Below are 18,726 nucleotides of genomic sequence, written 5' to 3' on the forward strand. Positions count from 1 at the left end.
GACCATCATGTCATCGATAGAGATCGGCATCGTAGTGAAGATACCGGGGTGACTGCCCGCTTAGGTCTGAATGCTGGCCTTCGGAACGGTGACAACGTCTTCCGGCTTGAACCTATCACTTTCCAACGCGCGCATTTCCACACGTTTCCCATGTTCAAGCTTCTGCCAGTAGCCGGCTGGGGGACGAGCGATATCATGCGTGTCGCAAGCTTTGGCGAGACGCAAGGCATTCAACCCATACTGCCTTGCAACCTCAGTCATTGGCTTGGACCAAACAAGAGCGTGGAGATCAAGGCGTGTGAATCGTTGCATCGAAATGTTCGTCGGTTGCGTGTAATGACAGGTGTGTATATTACATTTTGAAGTGGGCAACATCGATGTTTTTTCTGATTGTGAACCACGAAGCGGCCATCGAAAAGCGCTCCTGAAGGACCAACGTTACCAACCAAGCAGATCGCTGCGCAAGGTCCATTCCAGTGCGCCAACTTCATGAGCTCATCCGCAGATCCGCAGTCATTCGCCCCCTCGCAGCAGCCCCGATCGACGATGTTAAGATCCAAATCACGATGGCGCGGTTCACGCTAAAGCGGCAAAGTGGCTATTGCCTTGCGATGCTGCCTAAGCCCCAACTCAAATTGTCGAAGCAACATGAAATCCTCCAAGCCGTTTGTCGTCGAGATAAAGAACCGTCGGGGCGCGAAGAAGCTCGAGGGGTCGATCTGGGGAGAGAGCCATCTTAAGGCGTTTGCCGATGGTCCGCATGACGGCGCGTCAAGCACAAAGTCTCTTCAGCAAGTCGCGGCGCAGGACGCACCGTTTTCTGAAGAGTTGAGGACGGCTGTTCCACCTCCTACCCCTGTCGCAATTTCCATAGAAGTTCCGACCGACGAAAAGACGGCACATGCGCACCTCCCCCGACCTGCAAAAAGGGCGAAGCCAGTCGATCACATACTAAATCTAGCTACGGACGTTGTGGCAGCCTATGTAGCGAGAAACGCTGTTCCTCGGTCTGAGCTACCCACGCTTATTGGGCAAGTACGCCTGGCACTGGCCTCCTTAAGCCGGCGGAGTCCTCTGAACCGGTAGAAATCGGCTACATCTCAGCGATGCAGCAACCATCACATTGAAAAACAAGTGGACACGGCAACGGCCGCACTGAGACGCTCTGCCGAAACCGGGACAAATTCGGCCAAATGCCCGGTCTCAGGACCACCCAGGGGCGGATATCGTTCGCTAACCCACGGAAATGACGAGACTATTCCGAGGCATCTAAGACCGTCAGGTTTGTGGAAGACTGAATGGTGGAGCCAAGCGGGATCGAACCGCTGACCTCCTGCATGCCATGCAGGCGCTCTCCCAGCTGAGCTATGGCCCCACACCCGGCATAAGCCGGCGCCGTTTCCGGCGAAAGTCGGCGCGAATTTTTCGTCCGCGCCGCATTTGTTGGCGGCTTCTAGCGCCGCATTCGACCATTGGCAAGCCTTGATCGAAACCTTTTTTCGGTTTCCCGAAAAGGCGTGTCAGATCTCGTCGTCGTCGTCGCCGACGCCGATCATGTCGGAGACGTCGTCGTCTTCCTCTTCCTCGTCGGCGAGGAAGGTATCGTCATCGTCGTCGCCCAGGTCGACATCGTCGTCGTCGTCGAGATCCGGCAGATCGTCGCCACCGCCCTTGGCCTCGTCGTCGGCGTCCTCCAGGGACACGACTTCCGCGCCTTCCTCTTCAGGGTCGAGCTCCTTGGCTTCGACTTCCTCTTCCTCTTCCAGGATGGCCGAAGCCTTGCCGTCGTCGAAGTAGGAGCGCGGATAGGCCCTGCCGGTGTACGGCGAAACGATCGGGTCCTTGTTCAGGTCATAGAATTTGCGACCCGTCTCCGGGTCGATACGCTTTGTGCCAAGCTCGGATTTTGCCACGTCAGGCCTCGTTTTCTAGATTTTCGTCCCCTTAGCCGCAGTTGGTGGCGCTGTCAAAGCCAAATCCCCGAGCGGGGGCGATGGGGGATGACCGTTACCGCAATCGATGCTACGACACCGCCGCAATCATTGGGAAAAGCCCGTTTTCCTGGGCCATCCCGCACGAGGAACCACCATGTCGCATCAAGCTGTGCCACAGCCGGCCGTCGCCCGGAAGTCAAAATCGCTGTCTGGAACCGCCCGCATCCCGGGCGACAAGTCGATTTCGCACCGCTCCTTCATGTTCGGCGGCCTCGCATCGGGCGAAACCCGCATCACCGGCCTGCTCGAGGGCGAAGACGTGATGCGCACCGGCGACGCCATGAAGGCGATGGGCGCGCATATCGACAGGCGCGGCGCGGAATGGATCATCACCGGTACCGGCAACGGTGCCCTGCTGCAGGCCGAAGCGCCGCTCGATTTCGGCAACGCCGGCACCGGCTCGCGCCTGACCATGGGCCTGGTCGGAACCTATGACATGGAAACCACCTTCATCGGCGACGCCTCGCTGTCGGGCAGGCCGATGGGCCGCGTGCTCGATCCGCTGCGCCAGATGGGCGTGCAGGTCATCGACGCCGCGCCCGGCGACCGCATGCCGCTGACGCTGCGCGGCCCGCGCCAGGCCGCCCCCATCACCTACCGCGTGCCAATGGCCTCGGCGCAGGTGAAGTCGGCGGTGCTGCTCGCCGCCCTCAACACGCCGGGAATCACCACCGTCATCGAGCCGGTGATGACCCGCGACCACACCGAAAAGATGCTGAAGGGCTTCGGCGCCAACATCGAGGTCGAGACCGACGAGCAGGGCGTGCGCCACATCTTCATCGAAGGCCAGGGCAAGTTGATCGGCCAGGTCATCGCCGTGCCGGGCGATCCGTCCTCGGCCGGCTTCCCGCTGGTCGCAGCACTGATCGTGCCAGGCTCCGACATCACCATCGAAAACGTGCTGATGAACCCGACGCGTACCGGCCTGATCACCACGCTGATCGAAATGGGCGGCAAGATCGACATCCTCAACCCGCGCAATGCCGGCGGCGAGGATGTGGCCGACCTGCGCGTGCGCGGCTCCGAACTCAAGGGCGTCAAGGTCCCGGCCGAGCGGGCGCCGTCGATGATCGACGAATATCCGGTGCTGGCGGTCGCGGCCTGCTTTGCCGAGGGCGAAACCCTGATGCAGGGCCTGGAAGAACTCCGCGTCAAGGAATCCGACAGGCTGGCCGCCGTTGCCCGCGGCCTCGAAGCCAATGGCGCCGACTGCACCGAAGGCGAGACCACGCTTTCCGTCCGTGGCGTTCCCGGCGGCAAGGGTCTCGGCGGCGGCACGGTCAAGACCCATCTCGACCACCGCATCGCCATGAGCTTCCTGGTCATGGGCCTTGCTTCCGAAAAGCCCGTCACCGTCGACGACCAGGCGATGATCGCGACCAGCTTCCCGGAATTCATGGGACTGATGGCAGATCTGGGAGCCGAGATCGACCAGACCGCCGCTTGACGCCGGCAACGTAACCGAGGAGCGAGCTTATGACCAACAAAGTAGCGATGATCGTCGGCGGCGGCAGCGGCATGGGGGCTGCGGCGGCGCGCAAGATGGCAGCCGACGGCTATGCCGTCGCCGTCCTGTCCTCGTCGGGCAAGGGCGAGGCGCTGGCCAAGGAGCTGGGCGGGCTCGGCTTCACCGGGTCCAACCAGTCGAACGACGACCTCAAGCGCTTCGTCGACCTGACCATGGACAAGTGGGGCCGCATCGACGCGCTAGTCAACGGTGCCGGCCACGGACCGCGCGCGCCGCTCTTGGAGATCACCGACGAGCAGTGGCACACCGGCATCGACGTCTATTTCCTGAATGTCGTGCGCGCGACGCGGTTTGTCGCGCCGATCATGGTTGAACAGAAGGGCGGCGCCATCGTCAACATCTCGACCGCCTGGGTGAGCGAACCCGCGGCGATGTTCCCCACGTCCGCCGTGGCACGCGCGGGTCTTGCCGCCTACACCAAACTCTTCGCCGATCAGTACGCCCCGCACAATGTCCGCATGAACAACGTGCTGCCGGGCTGGATCGACAGCCTGCCGCAGACCGACGAGCGCCGCGACGGCGTGCCGATGCAGCGCTACGGCACGTCCGAAGAGATCGCCGCGACGATCGCCTTCCTGGCCTCGGAGGGTGCCGCCTACATCACGGGCCAGAACCTGCGGGTCGACGGCGGTTTGATGCGCAGCATCTGACGAGGGACCCGCGTGAACGATGCCTAACTCCATCACCATCGCCATCGACGGCCCCGCAGGCGCGGGCAAGGGCACGCTCGCGCGGCGCCTGGCAGATTACTACCACCTCGCCTTGCTCGACACCGGGCTGACCTACCGCGCCGTCGCGCACACGCTGATCGAGAAGGGCTGGCCGCTCGACGATGTCGCGCACGCCATCGAAGCGGCGAAGCTTGTCGATCTCGGCCATCTCGACCGCAAGGTGCTGTCGGCACATGCCGTCGGCGAAGCCGCGTCCAAGGTGGCGGTCATTCCCGAGGTGCGGAAGATCCTGGTCGAGAAGCAGCGCCAGTTCGCGCGCATACCGCAAGGGGCGGTGCTCGACGGCCGCGACATCGGCACCGTCGTCTGCCCCGACGCCGACGTGAAGCTCTACGTTACGGCCAGCGCGGAGGTGCGGGCCCAGCGGCGCCTGTCCGAGATCGAAGCCAACGGCGGCAGCGCCGATTTCGCCGGCATTTTGGCCGATATCGTGCGCCGCGACGAGCGCGACACCGGCCGGGCCGACTCCCCGCTCAGGCCCGCCGACGACGCGCACTTGCTCGATACGTCAGAAATGGATATAGAAGCCGCGTTTTCCGCAGCCAGGGATATCGTCGATCAAGTCCTCGGAAGTTGAAGGCACGGCTGAAGCCTCAGGGTTTCGCCACTTAACCGACCTGTCCGCATTCTTCTTGCGCCGATTTGCCGCTTTGGGCGGCCAAGGGCTTTTTGCCCGGGATGTTGGCAGGCCAACGCAACGCTAACCCACGGCGCCGCTCCCGCAAGCCGGGACGCACCAGGAGATCCAATGTCACAAGCTAATCCCTCCCGCGACGATTTCGCGAGCCTGCTCGAAGAGTCCTTCTCGGACGGTCATTCGGGCGAAGGCCAGGTCGTCAAGGGTATCGTCACGGCCATCGAAAAAGACATGGCCATCATCGACGTCGGCCTGAAGGTCGAGGGCCGCGTGCCGCTGAAGGAATTCGGCGCCAAGGCCAAGGACGGCCAGCTCAAGGTCGGCGACACCGTCGAGGTCTATGTCGAGCGCATCGAAAACGCGCTTGGCGAAGCCATGCTGTCGCGCGACAAGGCCCGCCGCGAAGAGAGCTGGGTCAAGCTCGAAGAGAAGTTCACCAAGGGTGAGCGCGTCGAAGGCGTCATCTTCAACCAGGTCAAGGGTGGCTTCACCGTCGATCTCGACGGCGCCGTTGCCTTCCTGCCGCGTTCGCAGGTCGACATCCGTCCGATCCGCGACGTCACCCCGCTCATGCACAACCCGCAGCCCTTCGAGATCCTCAAGATGGATCGCCGTCGCGGCAACATCGTCGTTTCGCGCCGCACCGTTCTCGAAGAGAGCCGCGCCGAGCAGCGTTCGGAAATCGTGCAGAACCTCGAAGAGGGCCAGGTTGTCGAAGGCGTGGTCAAGAACATCACCGATTACGGTGCGTTCGTCGACCTCGGCGGCATCGACGGCCTGCTGCATGTCACCGACATGGCCTGGCGCCGCGTCAACCACCCGACCGAAATCCTCAACATCGGTCAGTCGGTCAAGGTGCAGATCATCCGCATCAACCAGGAAACCCACCGCATCTCGCTCGGCATGAAGCAGCTCGAGAGCGATCCGTGGTCCGACATCGGCACCAAGTTCCCGATCGGCAAGAAGATCACCGGCACCGTCACGAACATCACCGACTACGGTGCGTTCGTCGAGCTCGAGCCGGGCATCGAAGGCCTCATCCACGTTTCGGAAATGTCGTGGACCAAGAAGAACGTGCACCCCGGCAAGATCCTGTCGACCACCCAGCAGGTCGACGTTGTCGTGCTCGAGGTCGATCCGGCCAAGCGCCGCATCTCGCTCGGCCTCAAGCAGACGCTCGAGAACCCGTGGGAAGCTTTCGCCCGTAACCACCCGGCCGGCAGTGAAGTCGAAGGCGAAGTCAAGAACAAGACCGAATTCGGCCTGTTCATCGGCCTCGACGGCGACGTCGACGGCATGGTGCACCTGTCCGACCTCGACTGGAACCGTCCGGGCGAGCAGGTCATCGAAGAGTACAACCGTGGCGACATGGTCAAGGCTCAGGTCCTCGACGTCGACATCGACAAGGAACGCATCTCGCTCGGCATCAAGCAGCTCGGCCGTGACACCGTCGTCGAAGCCGCGACCTCGGGCGAACTGCGCAAGAACGCCGTCGTCACCTGCGAAGTCACCGGCATCAAGGATGGTGGCCTCGAAGTCCGTCTCGTCGAGAGCGGCATCGAGACCTTCATCAAGCGTTCGGACCTGTCGCGCGACCGTGACGAACAGCGCCCCGAGCGCTTCGTCGTCGGCCAGAAGGTTGACGCCCGCATCATCGCCTTCGACAAGAAGACCCGCAAGCTGCAGGTCTCGATCAAGGCGCTGGAAATCGCCGAAGAGAAGGAAGCAGTCGCTCAGTACGGCTCGACCGACTCCGGCGCTTCGCTCGGCGACATCCTGGGCGCAGCCCTGAAGAACCGCGGCAACTGAGCCATTCGCTCATTGTCGTGAACTGAAAAACCCCGCCGGAGCGATCCGGCGGGGTTTTTTTCTTGGCCGAGGGCGCATGAAGTTCACGTGCGACGGCGCGAACAGGCGCAAGTGATGCCGGAATGCTTCACGGCCCATCCGAATGCTTCCGGGCAGCCTGCGTTCGGTACCTCCGCGGTTGCCGCGGCCAGGATTTGCTGCTCTTAAGTCCGCCAAGCCCTGTCCCGCGTCCCGAGCCCGGCAATGATCAAGTTGCGTTTTCTGACCTTCTTTCTCGTGCTCGTGGTCCTGTCAGGTTGCGGCGGGCGCGCCGTGCTTGGTCTCGGCGACGGCAAGGAAGGCGAATCGGCAGCTGTCGTGCCGATCTATGTCTCGACCATGCGGGCACGCTCGGACAATCTATCGCTGCCCTATTCGGCGGAACGCGCTAAGGCGCTCAATTTTGCAAAGTTCGAGATCGGCATTCCAGCAACCCATGTTGCCGGAGAGGTCGAAAGCGCCAGCCGCGCGCCCAGTCCGGTGCGCAACTTCGTCGCCCGCTCGTTCCAGCCCTTCGACGAGAAGGCGCAGTTCGTGGCTGCCCTCGACGCCGACCTGATGCGGCGCCCGCCGGAAGAGCGCGAGGTCTTCATCTTCGTTCACGGCTACAACAACAACTTCGCCGACAGCATCTTCCGCAATGCCCAGATCGTCCACGACTACAAGATCAAGGCGGTGGCACTGCACTATGCCTGGCCGTCGGGCGGGTCTTTGCCGCTCTACGTCTATGACCGTGACAGCGCCGCCTACAGCCGCGACGGCCTTGCGGACACCATCGAGATCGCCGCGCGCAGCCAGGCCAAGCGCGTTGTGCTCGTCGGCCACTCGATGGGCAGCTATGTGGTCATGGAGGCGCTGCGCAGCCTGTCGCTGAGCGGCCGCGACAAGTACATCAGCCGCATCAACGATCTCGTGCTTGCGGCACCGGACATCGACATCGACGTCTTCCAGAGCCAGTTGCGCGACATCGACAAGCTGCCGAACCCGTTCATGATCCTGGTGTCGACGCGCGACAAGGCGCTGAACCTGTCGGGCGGGTTGACCGGCGGCCACCCGCGCGTCGGTTCCGGCGCCGATGTCGCAGCCCTGCAGGCGGAAAACATCACAGTGCTCGACACATCCAACCTCGACGGCGGCAGCCATGGCGTCTTCGCCAGTTCACCGACGCTGATGGCGTTGATGGCAAAAGGCGGACTGACCAACGACATCACCGACAGGGGCGAAGGCGCGCCGGCCGAAACCATCCTTGCCGACGGCACTTCGGTCATCCAGGGCGCCGCCTCGCTGGTCATCTACCTGCCGGCCAGATTGCTGGGCGTGCCGAATGGCGGCCTGACGCGCTAGCCCGCGACAAGTCGACAGCGATCTCGATCAGGGACGGCCGCGAGCCCTATGCTCGGCCGTAGATCGCGGCCACCGTGCCGCTGGTGACCAGATTGGCTGGAGAAGCAAGCTGCGCAATCGCGGCCGCTGCTGCTTCGAGGCTGACCCATTTGCCGAAATCCGCCTTGGGCATGGCATCGCGGTTGGCCTGCGTGTCGAGGGTCGACGGCGCCACGGCATTGACCAGGATGTCCGCGCCCTTCAGTTCCTCCGCCAGCGCAACGGTCAGCGCCGCCACGGCCGCCTTGCTCGCCGCATAGGCTGCCATGCCACCGCCCTTGCGCGGCTCGATGCCGGCGCGTGCGGAAACGTTGACGATGCGGCCGCCGGCCTTGCCTGCAAGCATCGAGCGGGCCGCTGCACGGCAGCAGAGAAATGCGGTCTTTGCGTTGAGGTCCATCATCCGGCCGAACTGGTCGGAATCGACGGCCTCGACCGCGCCCATGTCGAAGCCGCCAGCCGAATGAATCGAGGCCCAGAGACCGGGAATGGCGTCGTAGAAGGCATCGACGGCCTGTGCGTCCGTCAGGTCCACGCCGGTGGCGATGTGGACACGATCCTTGCCGGCGAATTCGAAACCGTCAGGCGCCTTCGGCCGGCTGATCGGCAAATGGCAGATGGCGCCTTCGCCAAGCAGGTGCCTGGCTACCGCCGCGCCCAGCGCACCGGTGGCGCCGGTAACAACGACATGCCTGCCTTCGAAACTCTTCGTCATGCTCAACTCCCGCGATGGACCGCCAAGCGCGGCCTATTCGACGGTGATTTCTATCAGACAGGGTTTTCCCGTCGAGCGCGCCTTTTTCAATGCGCTGCCGAGTGCGCCAACATCCCGCAGGCGCTCCGCCTGAAGACCATAGGCCTGGGCGATCAAAAGGAAGTCCGGCGGCACCGGCGACACACCGACTGGCTCGACGCCGGCATCGAGCATCGAGGTCTCGATCTCGCGATAGCCGCGATTGTTCCAGACGACGAAGATGACAGGGGCATTCGCATCCAGCGCCGCCCCCAGTTCCGGCAAGGTGAACTGAAAACCGCCGTCGCCACTGAGGCAGACCACCGGCGCATCCGGTACGGCCAGCGCCGCGCCGATCGCCGCCGGCGGGCCGAAGCCAAGCGCACCGTAGCCCGTCGCCGCATTGAACCAGCCGCCCGGCCGGTCGTGGTCATAGTAAAGATTGGCGGCATAGACCGGCTGGGTCGAATCGCCGACGATGATCGCGCCCGGCAGGGCGTCGCGTATCGCCTCCACCGCTCGAACCTGCGCCTGCATCGCCGGGCCGATTTCCGCCCAGGCGCGCTCCCGCGCCGTCTTGGCGCGCGCTGCGCCGCCGGCCTGGCGCGCTTCGCCAACATCGGCACCCAGCCTCGCAAGTGCCGCGCCCGCATCGGCCAGGATCGAAACCGCCGCCGGGCGCCGGCCAAGCTGCATCTCGTCGATGTCGATGCGGATCAGGCTCTTCGGCAGCATGAAGCCGCCGTCGCCATACATGTCGTAGTCGGTCGGCCCGAACTCGGTGCCGACGGCGATCACCAGATCGGCATCCGCCATCAGCGACCGTACCGCCTTGAGGCTGGGGCTCGCCGGCACGCCGAGTCCATGGCCGTGCATCAGGCCACGTCCGTTGGCTGTGGTGACGACCGGCGCGTCGAGTTTTTCCGCCAGGGCCCTGAGTTCAGCCTCGGCCCGTCGCGCCCCGCCGCCGGCGAGGATCAGCGGCCGTTTCGTCGCGCTGACCAAGGGCCTTGCTTCGGCAAGCGCGCGTTCGCCCGGAGCAGGCGCAGCCGCGCGCTTCGGCAATGGCTTCAGCCCATCTGCCGGCTTGCCCATGGCATCGAGCGGAACCTCGATATGCACCGGCCCCGGCCGCCGCGTTGCGAACATCTCGAAGGCCCTGGCAATCGCGCCGGGCAGTTCGGCTGCCTCGGTCACCCGCCGCGACGACAGCGCCACCTTCTCCATCATGCCGCGCTGGTCGGGCAATTCGTGCAGGTAGCCCAGGCCCTTGCCCAGCGTGGGCTGTGCGTTGACGCCCGAGATCACCAGCATCGGCACCGAATCGGCGCGCGCCTGGGCCATGGCAGTGATGGTGTTGGTGAGCCCCGGCCCGGTGATGACGAAGGCCACCCCCGGCCGGCCAGAGGCGCGGGCATAGCCGTCGGCCATGAAGCCGGCGCCCTGCTCGTGGCGCGGCGTGACGTGGCGGATATTCGATCGCGCCAGCCCGCGATAGAGCTCGATCGTATGCACGCCGGGGATGCCGAACACGGTATCGACGCCATGCGCTTCGAGCAGGTCGATAAGAGCCTCGCCGATCGTCGTCATGCCACCTCCCTTTCGCCGCGCAATCCCAGGCCGAGCATCGCTTCCACCGAGCCGATGCCGATCTCGGCCAGTTCGCCTGCCTCGAACATGTCGCCGGCAAGGCAGCCCTCGACCCAAAGCCCGTCGATGATGGCGTTGATGGCGATGGCCAGGCGGCGCAATTCCGACGAGCTCGCCTGCCGGCCGGCGTCGGAAAAAACCTCGGCGACCAGCGCCTCGACTTCGTCGCGGAAACCGAGATAGCCGGCCCGGTGGGCCGCCCCCAGCGCCGGATCGCTGCTTGCCCGGCCGATGAAACTGGCCCAGAGCGAGAAGCTGCGCCCATCGACCACCGGCGGCGCGAGGTTCGCCGCGACAAAGGCCGCAAGCCGCCGCCCGGGCTCCTGCTCGACGGTCGCCAGCGCTGTCTTGGCGAGGTCCGTCATGCGTCCCATGACGGCGGCATAGGCCGCCTGCAAAAGCTCTTCCTTGCCAGGGAAATAGTGGCGGATCAGCCCAGCGGTGACGCCGGCGCGCAGCGCGATGGCCCTGACCGTCGCGCCCTGCAGCCCGTGCTCGGCGACGCAGTCGAGGGTGGCCTCGATCAGGTCCTGCCGACGGCGCTCCTCGCCTTCTCGGCGGAATTTTCTCCGCGCGGCGACTGCCATGTCCACCTTCGCTTCGTCTGGAAAAATTGGCCGAAACCGGCCTCGGCAATATTTATACACTTGCATAACAACGTCGCAAGTGCCGTAATGGAAGCATAAAAGAAGCGGGAAATGGTGCCGTTGACGCCGCGAGGCGGAAAGGTCCATCCTCACCGCCCAGGGGAACATCGCGACGCGACCATGAGCAGCCTGATGCAAGCTGACGGGAAGACGTTCACGCGCCGGAGCCATCACTGATGGCTGCGGGTCATGCAGCCCAGCACCCTGCACGATCAGACGGCCAAGCCGCCGAAGCCATCCATGTCGAGAACCTGCACAAGAAGTTCGGCCAGTTGCATGTGCTGAAGGGCGTGTCGCTGTCGGCCCGCGACGGCGAGGTGGTGGCGATCATAGGCGGCTCTGGATCGGGCAAGTCGACGCTGCTGCGCTGCATCAACTGCCTGGAAAATCCGACCAGCGGCATCATCCGCGTCAATGGCGAGGAGATCCGCCTCAAACCCAACAGCCTGGGCGACAGCGTCCCGGCTGACCGGCGCCAGATCGAGCGCATCCGCTCGCGCCTCGGCATGGTGTTCCAGAGCTTCAACCTGTGGAGCCACATGACGCTGCTGGAAAACGTCATCGAGGTGCCGGTGCATGTTCTGGGCATCAAGCGCGCAGACGCCATCGCCGAGGCCGAGCGGCTGCTGGCGCGCGTCGGCCTTGCCGAAAAGCGCGACGTCTACCCGGCCTATCTCTCGGGCGGCCAGCAGCAGCGCGCCGCGATTGCCCGTGCGCTCGCTGTCCAGCCGCGCGTCATGCTGTTCGACGAACCGACCTCGGCGCTCGATCCCGAGTTGGTCGGCGAGGTGCTGAAGGTGATCGGCGATCTCGCCCGCGAAGGTCGCACCATGGTCCTGGTCACCCACGAGATGAAGTTCGCCCGCGAGGTGGCAACCCATGTGATCTATCTCTGGAACGGCGTGGTCGAGGAGGAAGGCCCGCCGGAACAGCTTTTCGGGGCGCCGAGATCGGAGCGGCTCAAGCAGTTCATCCGCAACATCGGCTAGCCTGGACGAAATACGGGAACATCAAGAACAACGACAAACGGGAGAGACAGCATGAAAGCACTGCTTGCAACTGCGGCCTTGGCACTGGTCCTTGGCTTGAGCGCGGGAAGCGCCGGCGCCCAGGCGATCAAGGTCGGCATGGCACCCGAACCCTACCCGCCCTTCGCCTCACCCGACGCTTCGGGCAAATGGGGCGGCTGGGAAATGGAGATGATCGACGCCCTTTGCGCCGAGGCGATGCTGCAATGCGAGGTCACGATGACCGCCTGGGACGGCCTGATCCCGGCGCTCAACTCCAAGAAGATCGACGCCATCATCAACTCGATGTCGATCACCGACGAGCGCAAGAAGTCGATCGATTTCTCGGACAAGTATTACAACACCCCGGCCGGCATCATCGGCTCCAAGGACGTCAAGTTCGATGCCACGCCCGAGGGCCTCAAGGGCAAGATCATCGGCGTGCAGGTGTCGACGGTGCACGAGGCCTACGCCAAGAAGCACTTCGCCGACAGCGCCTCGGAGATCAAGATCTACCAGACCCAGGACGAGGCCCAGGCCGACCTTGCAGCCGGCCGTGTCGACGCGGTGCAGGCGGATTCTCTTTCGCTCGCCACATTCCTCGCCACCGATGCGGGCAAGGCCTGCTGCGACATGAAGGGCGATGTCGCCGAAGACGTCGAAATCCTCGGGCCGGGCGTCGGCGTCGGCCTACGCCAAGGCGACACGGAGCTCAAGGACAAATTCAATGCCGCCATCAAGTCGCTGCGTGACAGCGGCAAATACGCCGAGATCGCCAAGAAATATTTCGACTTCGACATCTACGGCAAGTGAGGGGGGCGTGCAGATCCGGCCTTGCGCCAGCACCGGATCAGTCGCGACGCCGACGCCCACCCTCCCCCTTGTGGGGAGGGATAAAGGGTGGGGGTCCTTTTCCTCGGCAATCCGGCGGACAACCGGGTGGAGCGCTGCACCCCCACCCCTAACCCCTCCCCACAAGGGGGAGGGGAAATGCGCGACCCGCAGCTCTCAAGAGGACTACTGATATCGAGCACCTGCTGAACCCGCTGCTGCAAACAAGCGCTGTCGAGTTGCTCGCCATCTCGCCGCCCGGCTGGGGCGCCAATCTTTTGCGTGGGCTCGCAAACTCCGTCCAGATCGCCCTGGGCGCCTTCGGGCTCGGTCTGGCGATCGGTATCGCCGGCGCCTGGGGGAAGCTTTATGGCAGCCCTGTGGTGCGCGACCTGATGGAGATCTACACCACCGTCGTGCGCGCCGTGCCCGAGCTGGTGCTGATCCTGCTGCTCTATTACGCCGGCACCGACCTCATCAACCGTGCGCTCGACAGCTTCGGCTACGCTCCCGTCGACATTTCAGGGCTTGCCGCAGGCATCGGCGTGCTAGGCATCGTCCAGGGCGCCTATGCCACCGAAGTCATCCGCGGCGCCATTCTTGCGATACCGCAGGGCCAGATCGAGGCGGCCCGCGCCTACGGCATGCCGCCGGGCAAGATGCTGCGCCGGATCACGCTGCCGGCGATGCTGCCCTTCGCCATTCCCGGCCTCGCCAATCTCTGGCTCATCGCCACCAAGGACACCGCCCTGCTCGCCGTCGTCGGCTTCAACGAGCTGACCCAGGAAACCCGCCAGGCCGGCGCCACGACAAAGGCCTATTTCACCTTCTTCGTCGCCGCCGGCGTGCTCTATCTGCTGCTGACGCTGTTCTCCAACGTCATTATCAGCCGCATCGAGCGCTGGGCGCGGCGCGGCATGCCGCCGGTCGCGGAGTCCGGCCGATGAGTGCTGCCGCTCCTGCCGCTACAACGCCCGCCACCCGCTCGGAATGGCTGCAGCCGCACCGCATCGTGCTGATCGCGATTGCCGCGGCACTGGTGCTATCGGCGATCTTGTTCATGCGCTGGGACTGGCTGCCGAATTATTACGACCTGGCGCTGCTCGGCATCTGGCGCACGATATGGATCCTCGTCGTCACCGTGGTGCTCGGCTTCATGCTCGCCGTTCCGCTCGGCCTCGCCCAGGCCGCCGGGCCGTTCTGGCTGGCCTGGCCAGCCAAGGCCTTCTGCACGGTCATCCGCGGCACGCCGCTGCTGCTGCAGCTCTGGCTGCTTTATTACGGCCTCGGCTCGCTGTTCCCGCAATTTCCCTGGATCAGGCAGTCGGAGCTATGGCCGATCCTCAGGCAGGCCTGGCCCTATGCGGTGGTGGCGCTGACCTTGTCCTACGCCGCCTACGAGGGCGAAGTGATGCGCGGTGCCTTCGCCGGCGTGCCGAGAGGGCAACTGGAGGCCGCCCGCGCCTTCGGCATGAGCCCATGGAAACGCTTCCGCCGCATCTGGCTGCCGCAGGCCATCCACCGCGCGCTGCCGACGCTGGCCGGCGAAACTGTACTCCAGCTCAAGGCCACGCCGCTGGTCGCCACCATCACCGTCATCGACATCTACGCGGTGGCTTCGCGCGTCCGCCAGGACACGTTCATCGTCTACGAGCCACTGTTGCTGCTCGCCCTGATTTATCTGATCATCACCGGCATCCTCGTCTTCGCCTTCCGCAAGCTGGAGGCGAAGATACCGGCCAGACTGGGGTAAGCCTATGCCGCAGACAAAGACAGAAACGGTCACGCTCAGCCTCGACGAAGCCCGTGCGCTCTGCATATCAGCTGCCGTCGGCGCCGGCGCCAGCGAAGAGACGGCGCAGTCGATCGCACTTGCCGCGGTTGCCGCCGAAGCCGACGGCCAGGCGAGCGTCGGGCTGTCGCACTATGTCGATTATCTCGAATCGTTGGAGGCCGGGCGCATCGACGGCAAGGCCGAACCGGTCGTCACCAGGCCAGCGCTGGCGATCTACCTCTCCGACGCCCGGGGCGGCGCGGGCCACACCGGCTTCGACCGCAACTTCGACGACATCGCCAAGGCCGCCAGGCTGTTCGGCGTCACCATCTTCTCGCAAAGGAATGCCTATACCTGCGGTTCGCTCGGCTATTTCACCGGCCGGCTCGCCGAAGCGGGACTGGTCGCACTGGCAGCCACCAACGGCCCGGCTCTGGTCGCAGGCTCCGGCTCGACCAAGCCGGTATTTTGCACCAACCCGATCTCGCTCGCAGCCCCTGCCGCCGATGGCCCGCCGCTGATCATCGACCAGTCGTCGAGCGCGACCGCCTTCGTCAATGTGCGCAAGGCGGCCGAAACCGGCGAGGAGATCCCCGAGGGCTGGGCGCTCGACGCCAGGGGCAAACCCACGACCGACGCCAGGAAGGCGATGAAGGGTGTGCTGCTCGCCTTCGGCGGGGCGCGGGGCGCCAACATCGCGCTGATGGTCGAGGTGCTTGCTGCCGGCATCTCGGGCGCCAACTGGTCGGTCGACGCCCCGTCGATCACATCGGGCCACGAGTCGCCCGGCACCGGCCTGTTCATCGTCGCACTCGATCCGAAACTGTTCGATTCCGGCTTCGAGGCGCGCATGCGGACGCAGCTCGACCGGCTGTCCGGCCAGTATCACGTCCACATCCCCGGTCCTGCAAAGGCCGCAGCCCGCGCCCGCTCCGAAGTCGAGGGGATCACGATCCCCGTGGCCCTGCACGCCCGTATCGGCGAATTTTCCGCGCGGCAGGCTGACTGAACCGGGAGCGTATTCGACTCCGCTTTGGGACGTCGCCACCGGGACAGCAAACCTGGACCGCAGCGGTGGTTTCACCGTCACGGCATGGATACCCGGGTCTCCGCTATTCCGGTGGCCCAGAACCACAACCCACAGCGCCCCAGAAACCACCCCGCGAAACCCCTGCGAAAATAATTCGAACCCTCTTTGAACCTTTCTCCTGATCGCTGCGACCCAGTCATGTCCAGGGCGAGTTGAGCTCGCCCGATCAACCGGGGGGAACCCAAACCGAAAGATCGTTCCGACGTGGAAACCAGAGCGTTTCCGCGGCCCCGAAACGCAACCTCGAAAAGGGAAAATGACCATGAAAACCAAGATCACCATCCTGACTGCCGTTCTGCTGCTTGCCGGCGCCATCGGCAGCGCCAACGCCGCCGGCGGTTTCTCGGCCGGCTCGGGCGGCGGCGACCGTCCGTCGGGCCCGAGCGATATCTCCGACGCACCGGGCGGCAATGGCCCTTCGGGTCCCGGCGACATCTCGGATGCCCCTGACAACGACAAGCCGTCTGGTCCGAGCGGCAAGGCCTCGTCGGGCAATGGCGGCGCGACCGAAGACAAGTACTGCAAGAACAGCTCGAGCAAGTTCCCGGATTGCAACACCAAGTTCATCCAGGACTGCAAGGCCGCAGGTGGCAACATGTCGGGCCAGCAGGGTTGGGGTGGCAAGACTTGCCGGGAACCCTCCTGATGTCGTGAGGCGTCGGCCTCGCTCGAGCGTCGGTCGCCCGCATTCTGCCATCCGGAAAACCCCGCATATCGCGGGGTTTTCTGCGTTGGCGCCTAGGCAACGAAAAAGCCCCGCTCGCGGCGGGGCTTCGTCTGCCGCTCAAGGCGGCCGTGCTGCTCAGAGACGGTTCAGTGGCGCGAAAGCCAGGTGTCGATGTCCTTTTCGGCCTCTTCCTGCGCCTGGCCGTAGCGGGCTTGCAGCCTGCCGGCGAGTTCGGTCCGCTTGCCCTTGATGACGTCGAGATCATCGTCGGTCAGCTTCCCCCACTGGGCCTGAACCTTACCCTTGAACTGCTCCCAATTGCCTTCGATCTGGTTCCAATTCATCGTGTTCTCCTTTTGGGATTTGGCACGACAGGTCCGCCGCACTGGTGTTTTAACGCCCTGCCGCCGGTCGGGTTCCCAAATTTTGCAAAACATGAATGTGTCAATCATCTTTTCATCAAACCTTGTTGACTTGACTGTGACGGCAGCCTTGCGGCGTTGGTGCATTGCAACATTTTTCGAACATAGCCCCGCAATCGGAGACATGTCCTTGACCCTGACGACCGAAAATTCCGGCCGCCGACTTTTCATCCCCGCACTCCGCGGCCTTTATTCGAACCTGCACGATTCTGCCGAAACGATCCTGCGTGTCGTTGCCGGCGTTGCCCTGGTCACGCACGGCCTCGGCAAGATCTCCGACCCGTTCGGCGCGGCCGGAATGGTCGAGGGCCTCGGCTTCTACCCCGGCGCCTTCTGGTCCCTGCTGTTGTCATGCACCGAGTTCTTCGGCGGCATCCTGATCGCCATCGGCCTGTTCACCCGCCCGGCATCCTTTGCGGCCATGTTCGTGCTGCTGGTGACCGTCTGGTTCCACTGGATCACCATGGGCCAGGGCTACCAGGGCGCCGAGAAATCGATCATCTGGGCGGCGATCTTCCTGTTCTTCGCCATCCGTGGCGGTAATCGCCACTCGGTCGACGCCCGCCTCGGCCGCGAATTCTAGACCCTGCCTCCCAAGGCAAACCGCAAGCCCGCGCCAGATCGGCGCGGGCCGCTCCGCATGGAGCCTCGATGATTGCCTTTTCCGCGAAACGGGCTAAGAACGCTGACATCCCTGCCCCTTTTGGCGACCGGAGCCAGCGATGACTGAAATTCTGCAGACCCCGCAACTCGTGACCGTATTCGGCGGCTCAGGCTTCCTCGGCCGGCATGTCGTGCGGGCGCTGGCCAAGCGCGGGTATCTGGTGCGTGTCGCCTGCCGCCGCCCCGACCTCGCCTTCCATCTGCAGCCGCTCGGCAATGTCGGCCAGATCCAGCCGGTCCAGGCCAACCTGCGCGTGCGCTGGTCGGTCGACCGCGCCGTCCAGGGCGCATCGCATGTCGTCAATCTCGTCGGCATCCTGCATGAAGGCGGCCGCCAGCGTTTCTCCACGGTCCAGGAGTTCGGCGCCCGTGCCGTGGCCGAGGCCGCACGCGCCGTCGGCGCTTCGCTGACCCATGTCTCGGCGCTCGGCGCCAACGAAAACTCGCACTCGATCTACGCCCAGACCAAGGCGCGCGGCGAAAAGGCGGTCCTGGCGACCCTGCCCGAGGCAGTGATCTACCGGCCGTCGATCGTCTTCGGTCCCGAGGACGGCTTCTTCAACCGCTTTGCCAACATGGCGCGTTTCTCACCGGTGCTGCCGCTGATCGGCGGCGGTGAAACCCGCTTCCAGCCGATCTATGTCGGCGACGTTGCCGAGGCCATCGCGCGCGCCGTCGACGGCAAGGTCAAGGGCGGCACCATATATGAGCTCGGCGGCCCGCAGGTGCTGAGCTTCAAGCAGTGCATGGAACAGATTCTCGAGGTCATCGACCGCAAGCGCAACCTGGTGCCGGTACCGTGGTGGGCTGCCAATCTGCAGGCATCGATCCTCGGCCTTCTGCCCAACCCGCTGCTGACCAAGGACCAGGTCACGCTGCTGCGCTCCGACAACGTCGTGTCCAAGGCAGCGCAGGACGAAGGCCGCACCATCGCTGCCGTCGGCATCGCACCCAAGACCACGGCCTCGATCCTGCCGAGCTACCTCTGGCGCTACCGCGCTGCTGGCCAGTTTACCCGCAGGACGGAAGCCTGACCGGCTGAGGGCGCATCAGCGCCTTCTCCAGGAAAATTTGCGCAAGCGGCTCACGAGCGCCATCACGGTCGTGGCGCTTGGGCTATT

General features: G+C 64.5%; 20 protein-coding genes and 1 tRNA gene. 14 read left to right on the forward strand and 7 right to left on the reverse strand.

What is annotated here, in order from left to right; genetic code table 11:
- Positions 1–60 precede the first annotated feature (60 nt).
- Positions 61–261, reverse strand: coding sequence for a hypothetical protein (locus tag CO731_RS29150; protein WP_159097859.1), 201 nt, complete (start codon positions 259–261; stop codon positions 61–63).
- Positions 262–648: 387 nt separating this feature from the next.
- Here CO731_RS29150 and CO731_RS29575 point away from each other — a divergent pair, with 387 nt between their 5' ends.
- Entirely contained in the window at positions 649–1,086 is a 438-nt protein-coding gene (locus tag CO731_RS29575; protein ID WP_108606017.1) for a MucR family transcriptional regulator, read from the forward strand.
- A 213-nt stretch (positions 1,087–1,299) separates the two neighbouring features.
- Here CO731_RS29575 and CO731_RS03855 read toward each other — a convergent pair.
- Positions 1,300–1,375 (reverse strand) — tRNA-Ala (locus tag CO731_RS03855).
- 145 nt (positions 1,376–1,520) lie between these two features.
- Positions 1,521–1,913 (reverse strand): TIGR02300 family protein, encoded by a 393-nt coding sequence (locus tag CO731_RS03860; protein ID WP_108606018.1) that lies wholly within the window; start codon positions 1,911–1,913, stop codon positions 1,521–1,523.
- Between the two features lie 175 nt (positions 1,914–2,088).
- Here CO731_RS03860 and aroA point away from each other — a divergent pair, with 175 nt between their 5' ends.
- The 5 genes from aroA to CO731_RS03885 all read left to right on the forward strand — a co-directional run bounded on the left by aroA (position 2,089) and on the right by CO731_RS03885 (position 8,082).
- Positions 2,089–3,441, forward strand: coding sequence for a 3-phosphoshikimate 1-carboxyvinyltransferase (gene aroA, locus CO731_RS03865; RefSeq protein ID WP_108606019.1), 1,353 nt, complete (start codon positions 2,089–2,091; stop codon positions 3,439–3,441).
- 29 nt (positions 3,442–3,470) lie between these two features.
- Positions 3,471–4,172, forward strand: a complete 702-nt coding sequence (locus CO731_RS03870; protein ID WP_108606020.1) for an SDR family oxidoreductase — start codon at positions 3,471–3,473, stop codon at positions 4,170–4,172.
- Between the two features lie 19 nt (positions 4,173–4,191).
- A complete protein-coding gene (gene cmk, locus CO731_RS03875; RefSeq protein WP_108606021.1) occupies positions 4,192–4,830 on the forward strand; it encodes a (d)CMP kinase in 639 nt (212 codons plus the stop codon).
- A gap of 171 nt (positions 4,831–5,001) precedes the next feature.
- Positions 5,002–6,699, forward strand: a complete 1,698-nt coding sequence (gene rpsA, locus CO731_RS03880) for a 30S ribosomal protein S1 (RefSeq protein WP_108606022.1) — start codon at positions 5,002–5,004, stop codon at positions 6,697–6,699.
- Positions 6,700–6,942: 243 nt separating this feature from the next.
- Positions 6,943–8,082: an alpha/beta fold hydrolase gene (locus CO731_RS03885; RefSeq protein ID WP_108606023.1), complete on the forward strand. Its 1,140-nt coding sequence runs from the start codon at positions 6,943–6,945 to the stop codon at positions 8,080–8,082.
- A gap of 46 nt (positions 8,083–8,128) precedes the next feature.
- On the opposite strand, the gene CO731_RS03890 is transcribed toward CO731_RS03885, so the two are convergent.
- Genes CO731_RS03890 through CO731_RS03900 form a run of 3 tightly spaced genes read right to left on the reverse strand, consistent with a single transcriptional unit; the run spans position 8,129 to position 11,091 of the window.
- Complete coding sequence (locus CO731_RS03890) at positions 8,129–8,836, reverse strand: SDR family NAD(P)-dependent oxidoreductase (RefSeq protein ID WP_108606024.1); 708 nt, start codon at positions 8,834–8,836, stop codon at positions 8,129–8,131.
- A 33-nt stretch (positions 8,837–8,869) separates the two neighbouring features.
- Positions 8,870–10,444: a 5-guanidino-2-oxopentanoate decarboxylase gene (locus CO731_RS03895; RefSeq protein WP_108606025.1), complete on the reverse strand. Its 1,575-nt coding sequence runs from the start codon at positions 10,442–10,444 to the stop codon at positions 8,870–8,872.
- On the reverse strand, positions 10,441–11,091 hold the full coding sequence (locus tag CO731_RS03900; protein ID WP_108606026.1) for a TetR family transcriptional regulator C-terminal domain-containing protein: 651 nt from the start codon (positions 11,089–11,091) through the stop codon (positions 10,441–10,443). The genes CO731_RS03895 and CO731_RS03900 overlap by 4 nt, the downstream gene beginning before the upstream one ends.
- Positions 11,092–11,327: 236 nt before the next feature.
- Between CO731_RS03900 and CO731_RS03905 the strand changes: the two genes are divergently transcribed.
- The 6 genes from CO731_RS03905 (at position 11,328) to CO731_RS03930 (ending at position 16,499) form a co-directional block, all read left to right on the forward strand.
- Positions 11,328–12,140, forward strand: coding sequence for an ABC transporter ATP-binding protein (locus CO731_RS03905; protein ID WP_108606027.1), 813 nt, complete (start codon positions 11,328–11,330; stop codon positions 12,138–12,140).
- A 51-nt stretch (positions 12,141–12,191) separates the two neighbouring features.
- A complete protein-coding gene (locus tag CO731_RS03910; RefSeq protein ID WP_108606028.1) occupies positions 12,192–12,971 on the forward strand; it encodes a transporter substrate-binding domain-containing protein in 780 nt (259 codons plus the stop codon).
- Positions 12,972–13,228: 257 nt separating this feature from the next.
- Entirely contained in the window at positions 13,229–13,936 is a 708-nt protein-coding gene (locus CO731_RS03915; RefSeq protein ID WP_343207437.1) for an ABC transporter permease, read from the forward strand.
- Positions 13,933–14,742, forward strand: a complete 810-nt coding sequence (locus tag CO731_RS03920) for an ABC transporter permease subunit (RefSeq protein ID WP_108606030.1) — start codon at positions 13,933–13,935, stop codon at positions 14,740–14,742. Before CO731_RS03915 ends, CO731_RS03920 begins: the two co-directional genes overlap by 4 nt.
- Positions 14,743–14,746: 4 nt before the next feature.
- Entirely contained in the window at positions 14,747–15,772 is a 1,026-nt protein-coding gene (locus CO731_RS03925; RefSeq protein ID WP_108606031.1) for an Ldh family oxidoreductase, read from the forward strand.
- 343 nt (positions 15,773–16,115) lie between these two features.
- A complete protein-coding gene (locus CO731_RS03930) occupies positions 16,116–16,499 on the forward strand; it encodes a hypothetical protein (protein ID WP_108606032.1) in 384 nt (127 codons plus the stop codon).
- A gap of 167 nt (positions 16,500–16,666) precedes the next feature.
- Here CO731_RS03930 and CO731_RS03935 read toward each other — a convergent pair whose 3' ends face one another.
- Entirely contained in the window at positions 16,667–16,864 is a 198-nt protein-coding gene (locus CO731_RS03935; protein WP_108606033.1) for a CsbD family protein, read from the reverse strand.
- A 202-nt stretch (positions 16,865–17,066) separates the two neighbouring features.
- On the opposite strand from CO731_RS03935, the gene CO731_RS03940 reads away from it, so the two are divergent.
- On the forward strand, positions 17,067–17,525 hold the full coding sequence (locus tag CO731_RS03940; RefSeq protein WP_199914554.1) for a DoxX family protein: 459 nt from the start codon (positions 17,067–17,069) through the stop codon (positions 17,523–17,525).
- A gap of 139 nt (positions 17,526–17,664) precedes the next feature.
- Positions 17,665–18,639: a complex I NDUFA9 subunit family protein gene (locus tag CO731_RS03945; protein WP_108606034.1), complete on the forward strand. Its 975-nt coding sequence runs from the start codon at positions 17,665–17,667 to the stop codon at positions 18,637–18,639.
- Positions 18,640–18,726 lie beyond the last annotated feature (87 nt).

Source organism: Aminobacter sp. MSH1 (genome assembly GCF_003071665.1).
Classification (GTDB): Bacteria; Pseudomonadota; Alphaproteobacteria; order Rhizobiales; family Rhizobiaceae; genus Aminobacter; species Aminobacter niigataensis.

Excerpts from the sequence above, each read along its gene's own strand:
- CO731_RS03935 (WP_108606033.1), bottom strand. The coding sequence starts at position 16,864 with ATGAATTGGAACCAGATCGAAGGCAATTGGGAGCAGTTCAAGGGTAAG.
- CO731_RS03940 (WP_199914554.1), top strand. The coding sequence starts at position 17,067 with ATGTCCTTGACCCTGACGACCGAAAATTCCGGCCGCCGACTTTTCATC.
- CO731_RS29150 (WP_159097859.1), bottom strand. The coding sequence starts at position 261 with ATGACTGAGGTTGCAAGGCAGTATGGGTTGAATGCCTTGCGTCTCGCC.
- CO731_RS03905 (WP_108606027.1), top strand. The coding sequence starts at position 11,328 with ATGGCTGCGGGTCATGCAGCCCAGCACCCTGCACGATCAGACGGCCAA.
- CO731_RS03930 (WP_108606032.1), top strand. The coding sequence starts at position 16,116 with ATGAAAACCAAGATCACCATCCTGACTGCCGTTCTGCTGCTTGCCGGC.
- CO731_RS29575 (WP_108606017.1), top strand. The coding sequence starts at position 649 with ATGAAATCCTCCAAGCCGTTTGTCGTCGAGATAAAGAACCGTCGGGGC.
- CO731_RS03900 (WP_108606026.1), bottom strand. The coding sequence starts at position 11,091 with ATGGCAGTCGCCGCGCGGAGAAAATTCCGCCGAGAAGGCGAGGAGCGC.
- rpsA (WP_108606022.1), top strand. The coding sequence starts at position 5,002 with ATGTCACAAGCTAATCCCTCCCGCGACGATTTCGCGAGCCTGCTCGAA.
- CO731_RS03885 (WP_108606023.1), top strand. The coding sequence starts at position 6,943 with ATGATCAAGTTGCGTTTTCTGACCTTCTTTCTCGTGCTCGTGGTCCTG.
- aroA (WP_108606019.1), top strand. The coding sequence starts at position 2,089 with ATGTCGCATCAAGCTGTGCCACAGCCGGCCGTCGCCCGGAAGTCAAAA.
- CO731_RS03870 (WP_108606020.1), top strand. The coding sequence starts at position 3,471 with ATGACCAACAAAGTAGCGATGATCGTCGGCGGCGGCAGCGGCATGGGG.
- CO731_RS03910 (WP_108606028.1), top strand. The coding sequence starts at position 12,192 with ATGAAAGCACTGCTTGCAACTGCGGCCTTGGCACTGGTCCTTGGCTTG.
- cmk (WP_108606021.1), top strand. The coding sequence starts at position 4,192 with ATGCCTAACTCCATCACCATCGCCATCGACGGCCCCGCAGGCGCGGGC.
- CO731_RS03890 (WP_108606024.1), bottom strand. The coding sequence starts at position 8,836 with ATGACGAAGAGTTTCGAAGGCAGGCATGTCGTTGTTACCGGCGCCACC.
- CO731_RS03945 (WP_108606034.1), top strand. The coding sequence starts at position 17,665 with ATGACTGAAATTCTGCAGACCCCGCAACTCGTGACCGTATTCGGCGGC.
- CO731_RS03895 (WP_108606025.1), bottom strand. The coding sequence starts at position 10,444 with ATGACGACGATCGGCGAGGCTCTTATCGACCTGCTCGAAGCGCATGGC.
- CO731_RS03925 (WP_108606031.1), top strand. The coding sequence starts at position 14,747 with ATGCCGCAGACAAAGACAGAAACGGTCACGCTCAGCCTCGACGAAGCC.
- CO731_RS03920 (WP_108606030.1), top strand. The coding sequence starts at position 13,933 with ATGAGTGCTGCCGCTCCTGCCGCTACAACGCCCGCCACCCGCTCGGAA.